This is a genomic window from Mycobacterium sp. 155 (genome assembly GCF_000373905.1).
Taxonomy (GTDB): Bacteria; Actinomycetota; Actinomycetes; order Mycobacteriales; family Mycobacteriaceae; genus Mycobacterium.
The window spans coordinates 71298-87035 of record NZ_KB892705.1 but is presented as its reverse complement, the minus strand read 5'-3'; the positions used below and the strand labels follow the sequence as shown (position 1 = coordinate 87035).

Genomic DNA, 15738 nt, shown 5'->3' with positions numbered 1-15738 from the left:
TCGGCGTCACAGTGCTTTGTCGAGGCGGGCGAAGTCGTCGAGCCGGTAGCGGTCCAGACACGCCGAGCGGCGCACCTTGCCGCTGGTGGTGATCGGGATCGCGCCTTGTGGCACCAGGACGATGTCAGCTACCCGGAGGCTGTGGGACTGCGAGATCGCCGATGTGACCTGGCGTTTGACTCCGCGTAGTCGGTCGATTGCGTCTTCGCGCGAATCGCCCCGATCTTTGATTTCGATGACGGCAACCAGGTGCTCGGTGCGGTCATCGGGGAGTGCGATGGCCGCGACGCGGCCGCCGGTAATCTCCTGGATCGTCGCTTCGATGTCGTCGGGGTAGTGGTTGCGGCCATCGACGATCAGCAGATCCTTGATGCGCCCGATGATGAACAGCTCGCCATCCGACATCACGCCGAGGTCTCCGGTCCGCAGCCAGCCCCCGGCCGGGGTGCCCGGTGACGGGTTAACCACAGAGGCAGCGAAATAGCGCTCCGTCTGCTGGGGGTTCCGCCAGTACCCCATGGCGACGTTCTCCCCGTGCACCCAGACTTCACCGATGGCGCCCGCGGGGTTCTCCCGCAGAGTCTCCGGGTCCACGATCCGCAGTGTCGACGCGCGTGGAGCGCCATAGCTCACGAGCTCCGTTCCGCCGCTCGTGATGTTCTCGCACCGCTTGGCGTGGCCCGCGGAGAGCTTCTCGTACTCGAACCGGACCGAACTGCCTGCCCGCTCCCGCTCGGCTGTCGCCACGTACACCGTCGCCTCGGCGAGACCGTAGGACGGTCGCACCGTCGTCTTCTGCAGGTTGAATTGTGCGAACCGGTCATTGAACCGGGCGATGGTGGCCGCGTGGATTCGTTCACTTCCGCTGATGATTCCCGCCACGTGTGCCAGATCGAGGCCCGCCATATCGGCATCTGATGTCCGGCGTGCCGCCAATTCGAAGGCAAAGTTCGGCGCGGCCGAAAACGAATGAGTGTTCATGGCCAGCTGTTGAATCCACCGCGCCGGCCGCTGCAGGAAGGCCATCGGGCTCATCAGAACCGCGTGTAAGCCGGTTTGGATCGGCGCACAAACGCCGTGTATCAAGCCCATATCGTGAAAGAACGGTAGCCACGAAACCACCGTGGTGTCCGTCGGCGGCACCCCGCCGTTGTCAGAGAAGTAGTCGGTCATCACCTGCTCGAGGTTTGCAACGACGTTGCGGTGGGAGATCATCACGCCAGCGGGTGTTCGGGTCGATCCCGAGGTGTACTGCAGATACGCCGGCCGGGAACGCACCGTGCGTGCCGGCGCCGACTCGACCAGTGCATCGACGTTCAATGCGTCGACCTCGACGACGCTGGGCGCAGAGCGGCTGACGGCGGCGGTATAACCTCGGACGACGTCGGCAACCGCAGATGTCGTGAGGATCACCGTCGCCGCGGAATCGCGAAGGACGGCCGCCACCCGCTCGTCATGCGACCCGATCTGTGGTACGGAAAGCGGGACGGCGACGAAGCCGGCATGCAGCGCGCCCAGAAACGCGATCACGTAGTCGAGTCCCTGTGGCGCCAATATCGCCGCCCGGTCCCCGATCGATCCGCAGAGCGTGAGCTCCTCGGCGACCACGCGGGCCCGTTGGTAGACCTGCGACCACGTCAGGCTCTCTACGTAGCCGGCGGGGTCCAGTTCGTAATCAATGAAGGTGAACGCCGCCACGTCGGGTTGGCGAACCGCGCGCTCGTGCAACAAGCTCGGAATCGAGGTCTCCGCAGAGGAGGTCCCAATCACGGACAAAACGCCACCACCCTAGTTCTTTAAAGGCATGCTGTTCGAATCGAGCGCCTTGGCGGTCGATTTGCGTACCTGTCTTCCCGCTCGTCCAGCCCCGTCGCTATCCCGCTGCCAAACGCGTAGCCGTAGGCGCTCTGTGTCGTCGTTGCGCGAGGACCACGCAAACGACCACACCTATGGCGCGAAGATACCCGCGATTAACGCGCACGTCACATCTACAGCAGTTGACACGTCACATCTACAGCAGTTGAACAGACAGATGGCAGACCTTCCGAGGTTAGCTGCGCCCTAGACAGAGTTTGCCGTCGTTGAGCGGGAGTGCATCTCATATCCTGCGCGAACTCCTGGCCAAGATCGCCGGAAACCCCTACGCGGTGGAGTGCGATCTCATCGATCCGATCACCATCTTCATCGCCACGGGTCTACGCCGCTTGGAGTTGTCGGCGCTCCTGTGGGTCGATCTCCACACCACGGCGGGCACGGTGGGGGTCCGAACGGGGCGGACCAGGATCTCCGGGGGGCAGCGTTAGCCGGAGGCGCAGTGGATGCCGCGGTTGCGGCGACGTGGCTCGACCACAGGATTGCCCCTAGCGGCGGGCGCCGACGATGCGCTGGCCCACGCATTCGCCGCTCTCGCCTGACTCACTGACACGTCAACGCGCATTCCTCACCCCTACTTGCAGGCTTTATCGAGTTGTGCCCCAGCAGCTTTCGTAGCTGTCACCTTGTCGCTGACCGGTACGTCGCGCGTGATGCCATCGACTTTCGCCAGGAGCGCGGCAATGTAGGTGTGCACGGCGGTCCGCACCGCTTCCGTTGTCTCCGGCCGCGTCCTGCTCGTCAAGTACTCGATTTCGACAAGGGTGACCCGCTGGTAAGCGGCCAGGGCGGCGGGCTCTTCACTCGATCCTTTGGGCGTATCCCAAAGGCGTTGGGCCACATCGGTCATCGGCCCGTCGGTCCGCGTGGCGGCATCGCGGGCGTCCTTTTTTCGCTGCCGCGATCTGCTCATCGGTGGACGGCGACGAGGATGCGGTCACCGTGCGCGTCACATCAGCCGCCCGCCGCGGCCCCGGCGCGATACCGGCCATCACCACCGCCGCGACCGCAAGGACGGCTACCGCGATGAGCAGGAGCGGTAGCGCCACATGGCCAAAGTCACCACACCGGAGTTCCCGACGATCACGCCGCACGATCTACGGCACACCGCGGCCAGCCTGGCCGGCAGCGTGGGTGCAAACGTCAAAGCCGTGCAACGGATGCTCGGGCACGCCAAAGCATCGATGACGTTGGACGTGTACGCCGACCTGCTCGACGAGGATCTCGACGGCGTTGCGGACCGGCTCGACGCGGCGATCAACTCTACTGCGGACGGCCCAACGCTCGTAGCAGCGGAATAATACGCTGACCCACCGAAATGTTGTGGAGCTAAGGGGAATCGAACCCCTGACCTACTCGATGCGAACGAGTCGCGCTACCAACTGCGCCATAGCCCCTGATACCGAGAGGAAAGGCTACCAGCCTGTGGGCCGGGAACCGAAACTGGCTGGTTACTGCCCGGCCGCGCGCGGCAGATCGTATTCGCCGGTGAACGGCACGTAGTCCAGATGCTCGAAAATCGGGTCTTCGTCGTCGATGTCGAGAACCACCGAGCCGGGTTGGCGTAACCGGGATGGGACCACGTCGAGCTTGTGGTCGTCGGTGTTCTCCACGCCCAGCCGCGACCGCATCATGCGCTGGGCCCGTCGGCGGCGCAGCTGTTCCTCGATACGGGTCTGCCGGCGCAGATAGCCCAGGTACAGCACGGTCAGGGTGGCCACGACGCCCAGCAGCCACCAAGCCGACGGTGTCAGCAGGAACGCCGCAGCCGCCGAGAACACCATCAACACCGCAAACACCGCGAGCACCCGCTTGCGGAACTTGTACTTGCGAGCGCTCACTGCCGCCGCGGTCTTGGATTCGAAACGTCGCGTCCGGGAGTCGCTTGGCAATGCGGCCACCGGCACCGCTTCGGCATCTTCCTCATCGTCGTCCTCAGGCTCAGATTCCAGCCCGGACGAGTCGGCCACATATTCATACTCATCGGTGATGCCGTCGGCCTGGTCCTCGGCAACGGAATCCGGCTCGTCAGCCTCGTCCTCAGGCTCGTCGATATCCGTTGGCAGTTGGTCGGTTTCGACCTCGGCGGCCTCGCTGATCTCCGGCTCGACCTCGATGCGCTCGAACTGGTCGGTCGCCGGCTCCTCAACCTGAAGGGTGCCGACCGGAAGCGCACCGGAATCCTCTTCGACGATGTCGACGTCGAGGTAGTCGGGCTCGGCGGTCTCGGCCACCGCGGCAGCAACCACCACCGATCGCTTCGGCTCGGATTCTTCTTCGAATCGGTCGTCGAGTTCTTCGTCGAGGTGATCGCCGGACCGTTGCCAGTGGGGATCGCTGTGGTGACCTGCGGCCGGACCGCGTCGTAGCCTCTGCGCGTTGCGGCCGCCGTTGAGCACGCGCGTGGCGAGTGCGACGTCGCTGGTGCGACGAACCGCGTCACGCTTGCTGATCAACATCGGAACCAGCACGAAGAGCCAGAGCACTACGAGGGAAATCCATAGCAGAGACTGGGGGATGCTTGGCATGTAGCCTGCTCCTTTCCCCTTCAGGCTAGGTCTGTGACCAGCGCATCCATGGGCGGCGCGCCGAGGTCAATTACACACCTGTAATTCACCTGAGACAAGCACCAACAGCCTCAAATGTCACATTGGTAACAGAGTGTGCTCGCCAGCCGTTGAGATTGCGTCCAGGGCTGTGGATCCAGCGAATCCACGACCCTGGGCGCAATATGAACGAAATGGCAGCGTCCGACACAAATCAGACCCTGCTGGCCCGACCGGCTCGCACCAGCGCTTGCGCGGCCGATTCGGTCATCTCATCGACCGTGATCGCGACCAGCAAATGGTCCCGCCAGGCGCCGTCGACCTCCAGGTAGCGCTTCAGCAGCCCCTCTTCGCGGAAACCGACCCGCGCCAGCACCGCCCGACTGATCGCGTTCTCGGGCCGTACGGTCGCCTCCACCCGGTGTAACCGCACCCCGGCGAAACAGTGGTCCAGGCCGAGGGCAAGCGCCGCCGTGCCGACGCCACCCCCGGTTTTCGCGCTGTCCACCCAGTACCCGATCCACGCCGATCGCAGCGCCCCATGCGTGACGTTGCCGATGGTGAGCTGGCCGGCAAACTGCCCGTCGAGCTCGATCACGTAGGGCAGCATGCGACCCTTTCTGGCCTCTGCCCGCAGCCCCGAGCATACTGTCGGCCACGACGAAACCGCGTGCCGCACAGTCCAATCCGAACCCGAGACAGGCTCCCATGGTTCCAAGTGCTCACGGTCGGCCAGCCTGATCCGGCTCCACACCGCCGCGTCGCGCAACCGCACGGGACGTAACTTCACCACGCCCGCCGGCACCCGCAGCGGTCCAAGAGGGTCGGGCCAGCCGGGGTGGACCCCACCCGAACGGAACAAGGTCATCAGCCGCGCTGAGCCAGGAACGCCACGTCGACAGTCTCGCCGGTGCGGATCTGTTCGGCTTCACTGGGTACGACGACCAGACAGTTGGCCTCGGCCAGCGTGGCCAACAGGTGGGTGGACGCGCCAGGAGTCCCACCGAGGGCCTGTACCAGATACTCACCGCTGTCCTGGTCGCGCATCAACTGGCCGCGCAGATATCCGGTGCGACCGGCCACCGAACTGATCGGTGACAATGTCCGGGCCTGCACGATGCGCCGCATCGGCTGACGTTTACCCAGCGACAACCGGATCAGAGGACGCACCATCACCTCGAATACCACCAGTGCGCTCACCGGATTGGCGGGCAACAGGAAGACCGGCACGCGGTCGCGTCCCAACTGTCCGAAGCCCTGAACCGAGCCCGGGTGCATGGCGATGCGGGCCACCTCCATCTCACCCAGTTCGGCGAGCACAGTACGGACGCTCTCGGCCGCGGCTCCACCCACCGCGCCGGCAATCACCACGATCTCGTTCCGATTGACCTGCCCCTCAACGGTTTCCCGCAGCTCGCCGGGATCGGTGCTGATGATGCCGACGCGGTTGACCTCGGCGCCGGCGTCGCGCCCAGCTGCTGCCAGCGCATAGGAGTTGACGTCGTAGACCTGCCCCGTGCCCGGGGTGCGGGAGACGTCGACGAGCTCACCACCCACGCACATCACCGAAAGCCGCGGTCGCGGATGCACCAGTACGCGGTCGCGCCCCACCGCGGCGAGCAGGCCGACCTGAGCGGGCCCGATGATGGTGCCGGCCCGCACCGCGACGTCGCCGGGCTGCACGTCGTCGCCCGTGCGCCGCACGTATGCGCCAGACCGCACACCACGCAGCACGCGCACGCGGTTCTGGCCGCCATCGGTCCACCGCAGCGGCAAGACGGCATCGGCCAGCGTCGGCATCGGCGCGCCGGTCTGCACCCTGGCCGCCTGCCGCGGCTGCAATCGGCTCGGCGTACGCGCGCCCGCCTCGATCGACCCCATCACGGGCAGACTGATCTCACCACCGCCGCGCTCGTCCGGATCGCCCTCGTCGCCCACGCCGAGCACGTCGACGCTGCGCACGGCATATCCGTCGATTGCGGCCTGGTCGAACCCCGGCATCGGACGTTCGGTCACAACCTCTTCAGCGCACATCAGGCCTTGAGCTTCGGCTATGGCCACCCGTACCGGCCGAGGCGCCACCGCGGCGGCCGCCACCCTGGCCTGCTGCTCCTCCACCGAACGCACAACACGCCTTCCTATCCCGTTTACCGGGCCCGACGCGCGGCTCTACTACTCTGCCAGGCCCAATCGTTCAACCAACCACCGCCGCAACTCAGGGCCGTAGTCGTCACGTTCCAACGCAAAGTCAACCGCAGCCATCAAGTAGCCGCCGGGATTTCCCAGGTCGTGTCGAGCACCGCGGTGCACCACCACATGCACCGGATGGCCTTCGTCGATCAGCAACGAGATCGCGTCGGTGAGCTGAATCTCGCCGCCCACCCCGCGCGGAACCCGGCGCAGTGCATCGAAGATTGCCCGATCCAGAACGTAGCGGCCGGCAGCCGCGTAGTGCGAAGGGGCGTCCTCGGACTTGGGCTTCTCGACCATGCCCTTGACCCGCAGCACGTTCGGGTTGGTGGAGTCGGGAACGGGCTCCACGTCGAACACGCCGTAGGCGCTGATCTCGTCACCGGGCACCTCGATCGCGCACAACACCGAACCACCGCGCTTGGACCGTACCCGCGACATCGTCTCCAGCACGCCGGTCGGCAACACCAGGTCGTCGGGCAGCAGCACGGCGATGGCGTCCTCGTCAGGATGCAGGCTCGCCTCGACACAACTCACGGCGTGGCCCAACCCGAGCGGCTCGGCCTGCACAACCGACTCCACCTTGATCAGAGCAGGCGCGCGGCGCACCTTCTCGAGCATCTTCACCTTGCCGCGCGCCGCCAACGTGCCCTCGAGCACGAGGTCCTCGACGAAATGCGCGACGACACCGTCCTTGCCTTCAGAGGTGACGATGATGAGCCGTTCGGCGCCGGCTTCTGCGGCCTCTGCGGCGACCAGTTCGATGCCGGGCGTGTCGACCACGGGCAGCAGTTCTTTCGGCACCGTCTTGGTGGCGGGAAGAAACCGCGTGCCCAGGCCTGCAGCCGGAACGACCGCAGTGTAGGGAATAGGCACCACAGGCGGCTTCGCAGACGTGGTCATCGTTCATACCCTAATGCGCGTTCTGACATGGTGGGAGGTTGTGACCCCACTGACGAAGCCCGAGTTACGAACCGCGCTGCTGCGCGCGCGACGAGCGATCCCGCAGGAGTCGCGCGACGCGGAGTCCGAGGCACTCTGCCGATGGCTCCCCGGTCTCGTCGGGCCGGGTCAGACCGTATGCGCGTACGTGCCGGTCGGTTCCGAACCCGGCTCCCCCGCCCTCCTCGACCGGCTGCTTGAGCTCGGCGCCCGAGTGCTGCTCCCCATCGCCCGAAACGACACCGACGGAGTTCCCCTGCCGTTGCGGTGGGCCGAATATCAACCGGGCAGCCTGCAGCCGGCGGGTTTCGGGCTGCGCGAGCCCCGGCCCCCCTACCTGCCCGCCGAGACGGTGAGCGAGGCGGCCGTCATCCTGGTGCCTGCGCTGGCTGTGGACCGATCCGGCGCGCGACTGGGTCGCGGCGCCGGCTTCTACGACCGCACCCTGAGTGCCGCCGCCGGGGCGAAACTGATCGCCGTGGTTCGCGACGACGAACTGCTCGACGAGCTGCCCGCCGAGCCTCACGACATCCGGATGACCCACGTCATGACGCCGACCGGGGGTATAGCCCCCCTTGCGTGGGAATGACCTGCCCCACGTAGCGGTTCTAGCACTTGAGCCGGTAGAGTGCTAACAAGATTGACCTAGTCGGAGGTTTTCGTGCCTACCTATTCCTATGCGTGTACCGAGTGCGGCAATCGGTTCGACGCGGTGCAAGCGTTCAGCGACGATGCGCTGACCACCTGCCCGAAGTGCTCCGGCCGGCTGCGCAAGCTGTTCGGCTCAGTGGGAGTGGTGTTCAAGGGCAGCGGCTTCTATCGCACCGACAACCGGGAGTCGGGCAAGAGCTCGTCAAACGGCTCGGCGAAGAGCGGTGAGAGCTCAAGCTCGTCGGAGAAAGCCTCTTCTTCGTCGTCCTCTTCCTCATCATCGAACAGCTCGTCGAGCAGCTCCGCGCCCGCAGCCGCAGCGTCGAGCTGACCGACAGAGTTATCCACAGGCCGGCGAAAACATCGTTCCGGCACCCGATGCCGGCGCCTACGGTGACGCCATGGCCGAATCACTCAACCCTTCGGCACTGCGCCGCCTGACCGGCGCGCTGCGCCCGGACTGGTCCCGCACGGTCGCTGCCCGACGTGCCGCGGCTGCCGGCCTCGTGATGCTCGCCGGCCTCGCCGCCGTACGTCCGATCCACGGGGCGATCACACCCAGGTCGTGGTGGCCGCACATGATCTGACGCCAGGCGTGACACTGACCGCCGAAGACGTCCGGCTGGAGAACCGCAGCGCGGCCACTGTGCCCGATGGAGCCCAGACTGACGTCACCACCATGATCGGCGCCACAGTGGCCGGGCCCGCGCGCCGCGGTGAGGTACTCACCGATGTGCGCCTGCTCGGGCCCCGTCTGAGTGAATCGACCGCGGGCCCGAACGCCAGGATCGTGCCGTTACAACTGAGAGACACCGCCGTGCTGGACCTGATCCGGCCCGGTGACGTGGTCGACGTACTCACCGCCGACGACAGCGCTGAATCCCGGCCCCGGCTCCTTGCCACCGACGGGGTGGTGGTTCTGGTGTCGGAGAAGCCCAAGGGTGGCGGCGAACGGGTGGCACTGGTGGCCCTGCCTGCGCGGTTGGCCAACGAGGTAGCCACTGCGAGCCTGGTCGCGGCCGTGACCGTTGTGATGCATTAGCGGTGCACTGCAGCGATGGTTGAACTCTGCTGACATCCGCACAACTCGGTTAGTGTTCGCTTGTTCACCCAATAATTGTCGTCACTGCAGGAAGGGTCCCGGCATGTTTAAGGGCTTCAAGGAGTTTCTGTCCAGGGGAAACGTCATCGACCTTGCCGTCGCCGTGGTCATCGGCGCGGCGTTCACCGGCTTGGTCACGGCGTTCACCGAAAAAGTGGTCCAGCCATTGATCGACCGGATCGGCGCAGGCCCCGACAAGGAATACGGAATTCTGAAGATCTCGCTGGGTGGAAATCCCGAGACCTTCATCGACCTCAACGCCGTGCTGTCGGCCGCAATCAACTTTCTTCTGGTGGCCATGGTGCTCTACTTCATCATCGTGCTGCCTTATAAGAAGCTGCGAGAGCGTGGCGAGGTTGAGCAGGCACAGGACACCGAGCTGAGCCTGCTCACCGAGATTCGGGATCTACTGGCCGAGGGCGGATCCACCGGCAAGCATGTCACCGGCCCGGGCACCGGCCCCAGTCCGGACACTGCCGAGACGACCAGCGCCGACCGGACGTAGCCATTGCGCTGAAACGCCCACAGCCCTGAAACGCGAACAGCCCCCGGAGGAATCCGGGGGCTGTTGCGTTGCCTGAAAATGTCAGTTCATGTTCCAGGGGTCGCCGTAGGTGGTGACGCTGTCACCGGTGGAGGCGATCAGACGGGCGAACGGACGCAGCAGCACACCACCGGCGGCGCCGGTCACGGTGCCGTGAGCGTTGGAGACCGCCACTCCGCCGGCCGGGCCCTTGACGTCCACCGAGAAGGTCGCGACCTCCTGGATGCCCGGGCCGTTGCCCAGGTCAGCCGAGATCGACACACCGGGGAACAGGTTAGGAGTGATCACCGAGCCCAGCGGGGAAAAGCCACCGCCCAGCGGCGGCGGTGCGATCGATGCGTCGTCGAGCAGGATGTTCGGGGTGGTGTAGCTGAAGTTGATGCCCACACCCAGGGACCACGGGAAGCCGATCTGATAGCCCAGTTCCAGCGTGCCCGCGAAGTCATCGGCACCGGGGCCCTCGACGTGGTACTTGGCCCGACCGGAATGGAACCACTCACGGGTCAGCCGGTTACGGTCCAGGGGAAACACCCCATTGAGGAAGGTGTCCCACTGCTGAACCGTCAAGGTCCGATCCTGGCCATCGACCAGACTCAGCTCATTATCCAGACCTGCATGCGCGGTCCCGGTGCTCACGAACAGGGTTGCGAAGGCACCTGCCATCGCAACCACCAACGCGGTCAGCACTCGACTGAATGCCTTCATGTTCTCCCTAGCTATGTCGTTGTAGGGGTGCCCGACCCGCTGCGGGGCCGAGCTCCCGGCAAGACCAGTGACGTGACCCAGATTAGAACGGTCACACCTCGCTCTTACATTTCGCTCATCGTTGACACGAGGAACATAACGGGGCGGCCTCCGACCGGCAACGCAAGAACAAACCGGGGCAGATGCCTGCAATCAGCCGTCCAAAGTTTGCCAGCTTCGAGCGAGGGGACACTAGGGAAAGTGCGGATCCTGCCGATTGAGCGCTCCGGCAATGCTGTGATGTGGCCCGCTTTCGCTAACCAATGTTGAGCCACACCACATTGTCAACTGTGCATTTACAGCGTTCACTGCGGCAACACAGCTCAACCATGATGTGGCGGGATATTGTTCCGCAACCACCGGTCATGCTCAGAGGCGTCCTCCGGCGAAGGCTCGTCGCGCTCGCTCGGCGCAACCTCGGGGAGAGTTTCCCCGAAAATTTTGTTAACTAGGCGGCGTGACGGCTGGGATGGATGAGTCATCGACATTCCCTTTTGTGACGAAGATCACATCTATTTCGGACGGGTGTCGCCTTGCTGCCAACCCCGTCGATCGATCGGTATCGCATTTGCCATCTTCTACGAGACGGCAGCCATCGACCGCCGTATCGCACTCATTAGATGTCCAAGCTTGATAACTGGCCGATGATCTGCACCGCCAGTGGCCCCAGCGTGGCCATGCCGTCGCGGACCGCTGACCGGGAGCCCGCCAGGTTCACAACGAGTGTGCTGCCGGAAATACCGGCCAGTCCGCGCGATACTCCCGCATCCGCGATACCGGCCGACAGAGCGGAGGCCCGCAGCGCCTCGGCGATACCGAGCAGTTCGCGATCCAGGATGTCGCGGGTGGCCTCAGGCGTGACGTCGCGCGGGGTCACACCCGTGCCGCCGACGGACACCACCAGATCCACTCCGCCGATGACAGCCGTGTTCAGCGCGTTGCGGATCTCGACCTCATCGGCCGAAACCACCACGACTCCATCGACGACAAACCCGGTTTCGCCGAGCAATTCGGTAACCAACGGACCGCTGTGGTCCTCCTCGCCGTGAGCGGTGCGATCGTCCACGACGACCACAAGTGCCCGCCCCACCAACTCCCCTGGTTGTTCCATGCCTGCAACCGTATATGTGTGCACAGACAGCGGCGCAGCCACTCGCAGTGACAGCTGTTCCAGAGCTGGTGTCAGGATCCTCACTGGTCGGCCTTACCGAGCGTGACGGTGACCGTCTGCGGTTTGCCAGCCTGATCGAGATAGGTCAAAGTAACCTTCTCACCAGGTGCCTTGGACCGAACCGCGGCAACGAGCGCGTCGGCACTCGGGATCACGCGGTCATCGAGCTTGGTGACCACGACGCCGCTGGGTAGCCCGGCTGCCGCGGCGGCACCGTCCTTGGTGACCTCGACGATCTTGGCGCCATCGGTGGTGGCGTCATTACTGACCTGGACTCCGAGCGAGGCATGTGAGGCCGTGCCGTTCTGGATCAGTTCGTCAGCGATTCGCTTGGCCTGGTCAACCGGGATCGCGAAGCCCAGACCGATCGACCCGCTCTGCGCCTGCGCCGAATCGCCACCCATGGTCGCGATCGCGGAGTTGACCCCGACGAGTTCACCGCTCATGTTGACGAGCGCACCGCCCGAGTTACCCGGGTTGATCGCGGCGTCGGTCTGAATGGCGTCGAGCACGGTGTTTTGATTACGGGCATCGCCGCCAGCCGCGACCGGACGGTTGAGCGCACTGATGATGCCCGTCGTCACGGTGCCTTCCAGGCCGAGCGGCGAACCGACCGCCACCACGTCCTGGCCGACGCGCAGGTTGCTCGACGAACCGAGGGTGATCGGGGTCAACCCGGAGGCGCCCTGTGCGCGCACGACGGCGATATCACTGCTCGGATCGGTGCCCACGACGGTGAAGGGTTTGGTGGTGCCGTCGGAGAATGTCACCTTCGTCTGCGCACCGCCGGGAGTACCCGTCGACTGCTTGGCCGCCTGCACGACATGGTTGTTGGTCAGGATCAGACCGTCGGAGGTCAGGATGATGCCCGACCCCTCCTCGGAGGCGCGTCCCATGTCGGTTTCGAGCTTCACCACGCTCGGCACCACCTTGGCCGCGACCTGTTCGACCGAACCGGCAGGCAGTGCGGCCGCGGGCACGCTGGGCGCCGCGCTGCTGGATTCCGCTCCGAGGTGCGGACCGTCCTGATGGGTCACGACTGTTGCGACGCCGCCGCCGATGCCCGCCGAAACCATGGCCAACACCAACGCGCCTGCGGCCAGACCGCCCTTGCCCCGTTTCTTGGGGGCGGGGCCGACCACCTGCGGGGTTGCCGACGCGACGCGGTACGGATCGTACGGCGCGCGATAAGGCTGCTGCTGCTGACGCGCATATCGCCAGTCGTAGGCCTGCGACTGATACGGGTCCGGGTTCCCCTGGTAGCCAGGAGCACCGCCGCCGGGGCCATGGGTTGGCTGCTGCGGTGACGAATACCTGGGATGGTTTGTCATGGCGGTGCGATGCTCTTCTCTTGTATGGGGTCTATCGGCTCTGGCGCTACTGCTACTCAACAAACGAGGAAGGTGTCCGTCAGGTTGCCCGAGCGGACTGAGAATCCACTTAGAGAATCGTCGGTTCCACCCATGTTTTGTCCCTGGCTGCGGTTAACTGTCTCACTTTTCGTCCGCGCTGACCGGATCGTCGGCGACGTCACGTTGACCGCGTGTCGGTGCGATGTCGGGAAGCCCGGCGGGAAGCGGCATACCTGGCAAGATCAGATGGATCGATGCGCCCGGCGGGTTGCCGCCCGGCACAGTCTCGTCAATGCGAAGTGCGCCACCGTGTTTCAGCACCACCTGCTGCACTATCGCCAGCCCGAGGCCTGATCCGGGCATCGCCCTGGCCGCAGCCGACCGGTAGAACCGTTCGAACACCAACCGACGCTCCTGCGGCGGAATACCGGGCCCGTAGTCGGACACCACCAACTCGGCATGCCCAGGATCGATCTGGCGCAGCGATACCCCCACTCGGCCGCCGGGTGGACTCCACTTAGCGGCATTGTCGAGCAGATTGAGCACAGCGCGGCCCATGCCGGGCGCGTCACCGTAGACCTGCCAGCCCGTCATCGTGACATCGAACTGGATATCATTGCGGCGCCGCCGGACTCGCTCCAGACTGCGATCGACCACCTCGACCATATCGACCGGTTCGTGGATCACACCGCCCGCGTCGTCGCGCGTCAGGTCCATCAGATCACCGATCAGAGTGGACAGTTCCTCGATCTGTGCGATCACGTCGGCGCGCAGCCCGGCCATCTCCTCTTCGGGCAACGGCGGCGCCCCGGGTGCCTGTGACGCCATCAGCAATTCGACATTGGTGCGCAGCGAGGTCAGTGGGGTACGCAACTCATGCCCGGCGTCGGATACCAGCCGTGCCTGCCGGTCCCGGGATTCGGCCAACGCGCGCAGCATCATGTTGAACGCCTCGGTGAGCCGAGCGAGTTCATCGCTGCCGACAACCGGAATGGGACGTAGGTCATCGGTGCGGGCGACGCGTTCGGCAGCTTCGGTGAGTCGGCGAACCGGCCGCAGACCCGCCCGGGCGACGGCACCACCCGCTATCGCAGCCACTGCAACACCGACACCACCGACGATGAGCAGCACGGTACCCAACCGCTGGAGCACCTGTCCCGTCGGCGCCAAGCTCTTCGAGATCAGCAGAGAACTGCCGTTGGCCAGGTGCACTGCTAGCACCCGCTGGTGATTGACTGTGCGCATCGACATCAGCAGTTCACCGGAGATCACATCCTTCTCCGGCTGGCCGAGGGGCAACATCTGCCCCTCCTGATTCGCCGTGTAGATGGACCGGCCCGGGATCACCAGCATCGCGTTGACGTCGGAGTAGGCCGTGCCCTCGATGGCCTTGGCCGGGTCGGCGGCCAACGACCCACTCTCGATGAGCAGCCGGGCCCGGCTGTGCAGCTGGTTGTCGAGGTCGTCGTAGAGCGCGCGGGACACCACGGCGTACACCGCGACGGCCATCAGCACCACCGCCATGACCACCATCGACATCGCGAGCACCATTACGCGCCAGCGCAACGACAGTGAACTGGTATTAGGCAGCGCGCCCGACCGCCAAGTGTTCGGATTGAGCGACATCATCCGATCAGGGGGGCGTTTCCCGCAGCACGTAGCCGACTCCGCGCACGGTGTGGATGAGCCGTGGCTCACCGTCGGCTTCGGTCTTGCGGCGTAGGTAGCCGATATAGACCTCGAGCGCATTGCCCGAAGTGGGGAAATCGAAGCCCCACACCTCTTCGAGGATGCGGCTACGGGTGAGCACCCGCCGGGGGTTGGCGATCAGCATTTCCAGCAGCGCGAACTCGGTTCGAGTGAGGCTGATCTGACGTTCACCGCGCGTGACTTCACGAGTGACGGGATCCAGGGTCAGATCCGAGAACGACATCTTCTGCGATTCGGCGCCGTCGTCGGACACGGTGCGACGCAGCAACGCGCGCATGCGCGCGAGCAGCTCCTCAAGCGCGAACGGCTTGGGTAGGTAGTCGTCGGCACCGGCGTCGAGGCCGGCGACCCGCTCCGACACGGAGTCGCGAGCAGTCAGCACCAGGATAGGAAGATCGTCACCAGTGCTGCGAAGTTGCCGGCACACCTCAAGACCGTCGAGCCGCGGCATCATCACATCGAGAACCACGGCGTCAGGCCGGTCGTCGGCAATCAGCTCGAGAGCTTCAACCCCATCTTGGGCGAGCTGAACCGAATAACCATTGAAGGAAAGCGACCGTCGCAGTGATTCGCGCACAGCGCGATCATCGTCGACGACAAGTATGCGCACAGGCACAGTCTCAACGCTCTATCTGAGATTGACCTGAGAGGCGCGCCGCGAATATGTCTAGCGTCGGCGATCCAGGTCGAGCAGGCCCAGGCGTGCAGCCTTCAGCAGCCGGCGCGGCACCTTGTGCTGCTGGCCCGCGACGTTGACACCGACCAGACCGGTAGCCTCGGCCTTCCACTGCGCGCGACGGCTACGAGTGTTCGCGCGCGACATTCTGCGCTTGGGCACAGCCATGACGTGCATCTCCTTGCTTGGGGTTGCCGCGCGCACAGCAGCGGCAGACGATTGCACTACAGAGTAACGG

17 protein-coding genes, 1 tRNA gene and 1 pseudogene are annotated in these 15738 nt (G+C 65.1%); 6 read left to right on the top strand and 13 right to left on the bottom strand.

All coding sequences use genetic code 11. The features are described 5' to 3' along the window. Nucleotides 1-6 precede the first annotated feature (6 nt). Nucleotides 7-1776 (bottom strand): fatty-acid--AMP ligase, encoded by a 1770-nt coding sequence (locus B133_RS0100410; protein WP_018598729.1) that lies wholly within the window; start codon nt 1774-1776, stop codon nt 7-9. Nucleotides 1777-2081: 305 nt separating this feature from the next. Between B133_RS0100410 and B133_RS24180 the strand changes: the two genes are divergently transcribed. Beyond that, nucleotides 2082-2303 carry a hypothetical protein gene (locus B133_RS24180; protein ID WP_026255798.1) on the top strand — a complete coding sequence of 74 codons (222 nt, stop codon included), beginning with the start codon at nt 2082-2084 and terminating at the stop codon, nt 2301-2303. Between the two features lie 143 nt (nt 2304-2446). Here B133_RS24180 and B133_RS0100400 read toward each other — a convergent pair whose 3' ends face one another. After that, on the bottom strand, nt 2447-2785 hold the full coding sequence (locus B133_RS0100400; RefSeq protein WP_157625761.1) for a hypothetical protein: 339 nt from the start codon (nt 2783-2785) through the stop codon (nt 2447-2449). 136 nt (nt 2786-2921) lie between these two features. Between B133_RS0100400 and B133_RS0100395 the strand changes: the two genes are divergently transcribed. Beyond that, the gene (locus B133_RS0100395; RefSeq protein ID WP_018598726.1) at nt 2922-3173 is read left to right on the top strand and encodes a tyrosine-type recombinase/integrase; all 252 of its coding nucleotides are present in this window, start codon (nt 2922-2924) and stop codon (nt 3171-3173) included. Between the two features lie 23 nt (nt 3174-3196). Here B133_RS0100395 and B133_RS0100390 read toward each other — a convergent pair. From B133_RS0100390 to B133_RS0100370, 5 genes are all read right to left on the bottom strand, one after another. Beyond that, nucleotides 3197-3269, bottom strand: a tRNA-Ala gene (locus B133_RS0100390). Nucleotides 3270-3323: 54 nt separating this feature from the next. Then, on the bottom strand, nt 3324-4400 hold the full coding sequence (gene glpR / locus B133_RS0100385) for a gephyrin-like molybdotransferase receptor GlpR (protein ID WP_026255797.1): 1077 nt from the start codon (nt 4398-4400) through the stop codon (nt 3324-3326). 232 nt (nt 4401-4632) lie between these two features. Beyond that, a complete protein-coding gene (locus tag B133_RS0100380; RefSeq protein ID WP_018598724.1) occupies nt 4633-5286 on the bottom strand; it encodes a GNAT family N-acetyltransferase in 654 nt (217 codons plus the stop codon). Then, nucleotides 5286-6545 (bottom strand): gephyrin-like molybdotransferase Glp, encoded by a 1260-nt coding sequence (gene glp / locus B133_RS0100375; protein ID WP_018598723.1) that lies wholly within the window; start codon nt 6543-6545, stop codon nt 5286-5288. Before glp ends, B133_RS0100380 begins: the two co-directional genes overlap by 1 nt. A gap of 45 nt (nt 6546-6590) precedes the next feature. Then, nucleotides 6591-7511 carry a UTP--glucose-1-phosphate uridylyltransferase gene (locus B133_RS0100370; protein WP_036418308.1) on the bottom strand — a complete coding sequence of 307 codons (921 nt, stop codon included), beginning with the start codon at nt 7509-7511 and terminating at the stop codon, nt 6591-6593. A gap of 13 nt (nt 7512-7524) precedes the next feature. On the opposite strand from B133_RS0100370, the gene B133_RS0100365 reads away from it, so the two are divergent. The 4 genes and pseudogenes from B133_RS0100365 (at nt 7525) to mscL (ending at nt 9808) form a co-directional block, all read left to right on the top strand. Next, nucleotides 7525-8139: a 5-formyltetrahydrofolate cyclo-ligase gene (locus B133_RS0100365; protein ID WP_018598721.1), complete on the top strand. Its 615-nt coding sequence runs from the start codon at nt 7525-7527 to the stop codon at nt 8137-8139. Between the two features lie 72 nt (nt 8140-8211). Further along, nucleotides 8212-8532 (top strand): FmdB family zinc ribbon protein, encoded by a 321-nt coding sequence (locus B133_RS23450; protein WP_026255795.1) that lies wholly within the window; start codon nt 8212-8214, stop codon nt 8530-8532. Nucleotides 8533-8602: 70 nt separating this feature from the next. After that, nucleotides 8603-9243: pseudogene (locus B133_RS22165) on the top strand (SAF domain-containing protein). Between the two features lie 103 nt (nt 9244-9346). Beyond that, entirely contained in the window at nt 9347-9808 is a 462-nt protein-coding gene (mscL, locus tag B133_RS0100350; protein WP_018598719.1) for a large-conductance mechanosensitive channel protein MscL, read from the top strand. An 81-nt stretch (nt 9809-9889) separates the two neighbouring features. Here the strand turns inward: mscL and B133_RS0100345 are convergent, their stop codons facing one another. The 6 genes from B133_RS0100345 to rpmF all read right to left on the bottom strand — a co-directional run bounded on the left by B133_RS0100345 (nt 9890) and on the right by rpmF (nt 15668). Beyond that, nucleotides 9890-10552 (bottom strand): MspA family porin, encoded by a 663-nt coding sequence (locus B133_RS0100345; RefSeq protein WP_018598718.1) that lies wholly within the window; start codon nt 10550-10552, stop codon nt 9890-9892. Between the two features lie 655 nt (nt 10553-11207). Further along, a complete protein-coding gene (locus B133_RS0100340; RefSeq protein ID WP_085974213.1) occupies nt 11208-11750 on the bottom strand; it encodes a molybdenum cofactor biosynthesis protein B in 543 nt (180 codons plus the stop codon). 32 nt (nt 11751-11782) lie between these two features. Continuing rightward, a complete protein-coding gene (locus tag B133_RS0100335; RefSeq protein ID WP_018598716.1) occupies nt 11783-13093 on the bottom strand; it encodes a S1C family serine protease in 1311 nt (436 codons plus the stop codon). Nucleotides 13094-13255: 162 nt separating this feature from the next. After that, nucleotides 13256-14740, bottom strand: coding sequence for a HAMP domain-containing sensor histidine kinase (locus B133_RS22160; protein ID WP_232423333.1), 1485 nt, complete (start codon nt 14738-14740; stop codon nt 13256-13258). Between the two features lie 7 nt (nt 14741-14747). After that, nucleotides 14748-15434, bottom strand: a complete 687-nt coding sequence (locus B133_RS0100325; protein WP_018598714.1) for a response regulator transcription factor — start codon at nt 15432-15434, stop codon at nt 14748-14750. Between the two features lie 57 nt (nt 15435-15491). Continuing rightward, complete coding sequence (rpmF, locus tag B133_RS0100320) at nt 15492-15668, bottom strand: 50S ribosomal protein L32 (RefSeq protein ID WP_026255793.1); 177 nt, start codon at nt 15666-15668, stop codon at nt 15492-15494. Nucleotides 15669-15738 lie beyond the last annotated feature (70 nt).

Bases quoted from the DNA above. Each gene is read 5' to 3' on its own strand.
- B133_RS0100400 (WP_157625761.1), bottom strand. From the start codon at position 2,785: ATGAGCAGATCGCGGCAGCGAAAAAAGGACGCCCGCGATGCCGCCACG.
- B133_RS0100395 (WP_018598726.1), top strand. From the start codon at position 2,922: ATGGCCAAAGTCACCACACCGGAGTTCCCGACGATCACGCCGCACGAT.
- glpR (WP_026255797.1), bottom strand. From the start codon at position 4,400: ATGCCAAGCATCCCCCAGTCTCTGCTATGGATTTCCCTCGTAGTGCTC.
- B133_RS0100380 (WP_018598724.1), bottom strand. From the start codon at position 5,286: ATGACCTTGTTCCGTTCGGGTGGGGTCCACCCCGGCTGGCCCGACCCT.
- B133_RS0100370 (WP_036418308.1), bottom strand. From the start codon at position 7,511: ATGACCACGTCTGCGAAGCCGCCTGTGGTGCCTATTCCCTACACTGCG.
- B133_RS0100365 (WP_018598721.1), top strand. From the start codon at position 7,525: ATGCGCGTTCTGACATGGTGGGAGGTTGTGACCCCACTGACGAAGCCC.
- mscL (WP_018598719.1), top strand. From the start codon at position 9,347: ATGTTTAAGGGCTTCAAGGAGTTTCTGTCCAGGGGAAACGTCATCGAC.
- B133_RS0100345 (WP_018598718.1), bottom strand. From the start codon at position 10,552: ATGAAGGCATTCAGTCGAGTGCTGACCGCGTTGGTGGTTGCGATGGCA.
- B133_RS0100335 (WP_018598716.1), bottom strand. From the start codon at position 13,093: ATGACAAACCATCCCAGGTATTCGTCACCGCAGCAGCCAACCCATGGC.
- B133_RS22160 (WP_232423333.1), bottom strand. From the start codon at position 14,740: ATGTCGCTCAATCCGAACACTTGGCGGTCGGGCGCGCTGCCTAATACC.
- rpmF (WP_026255793.1), bottom strand. From the start codon at position 15,668: ATGGCTGTGCCCAAGCGCAGAATGTCGCGCGCGAACACTCGTAGCCGT.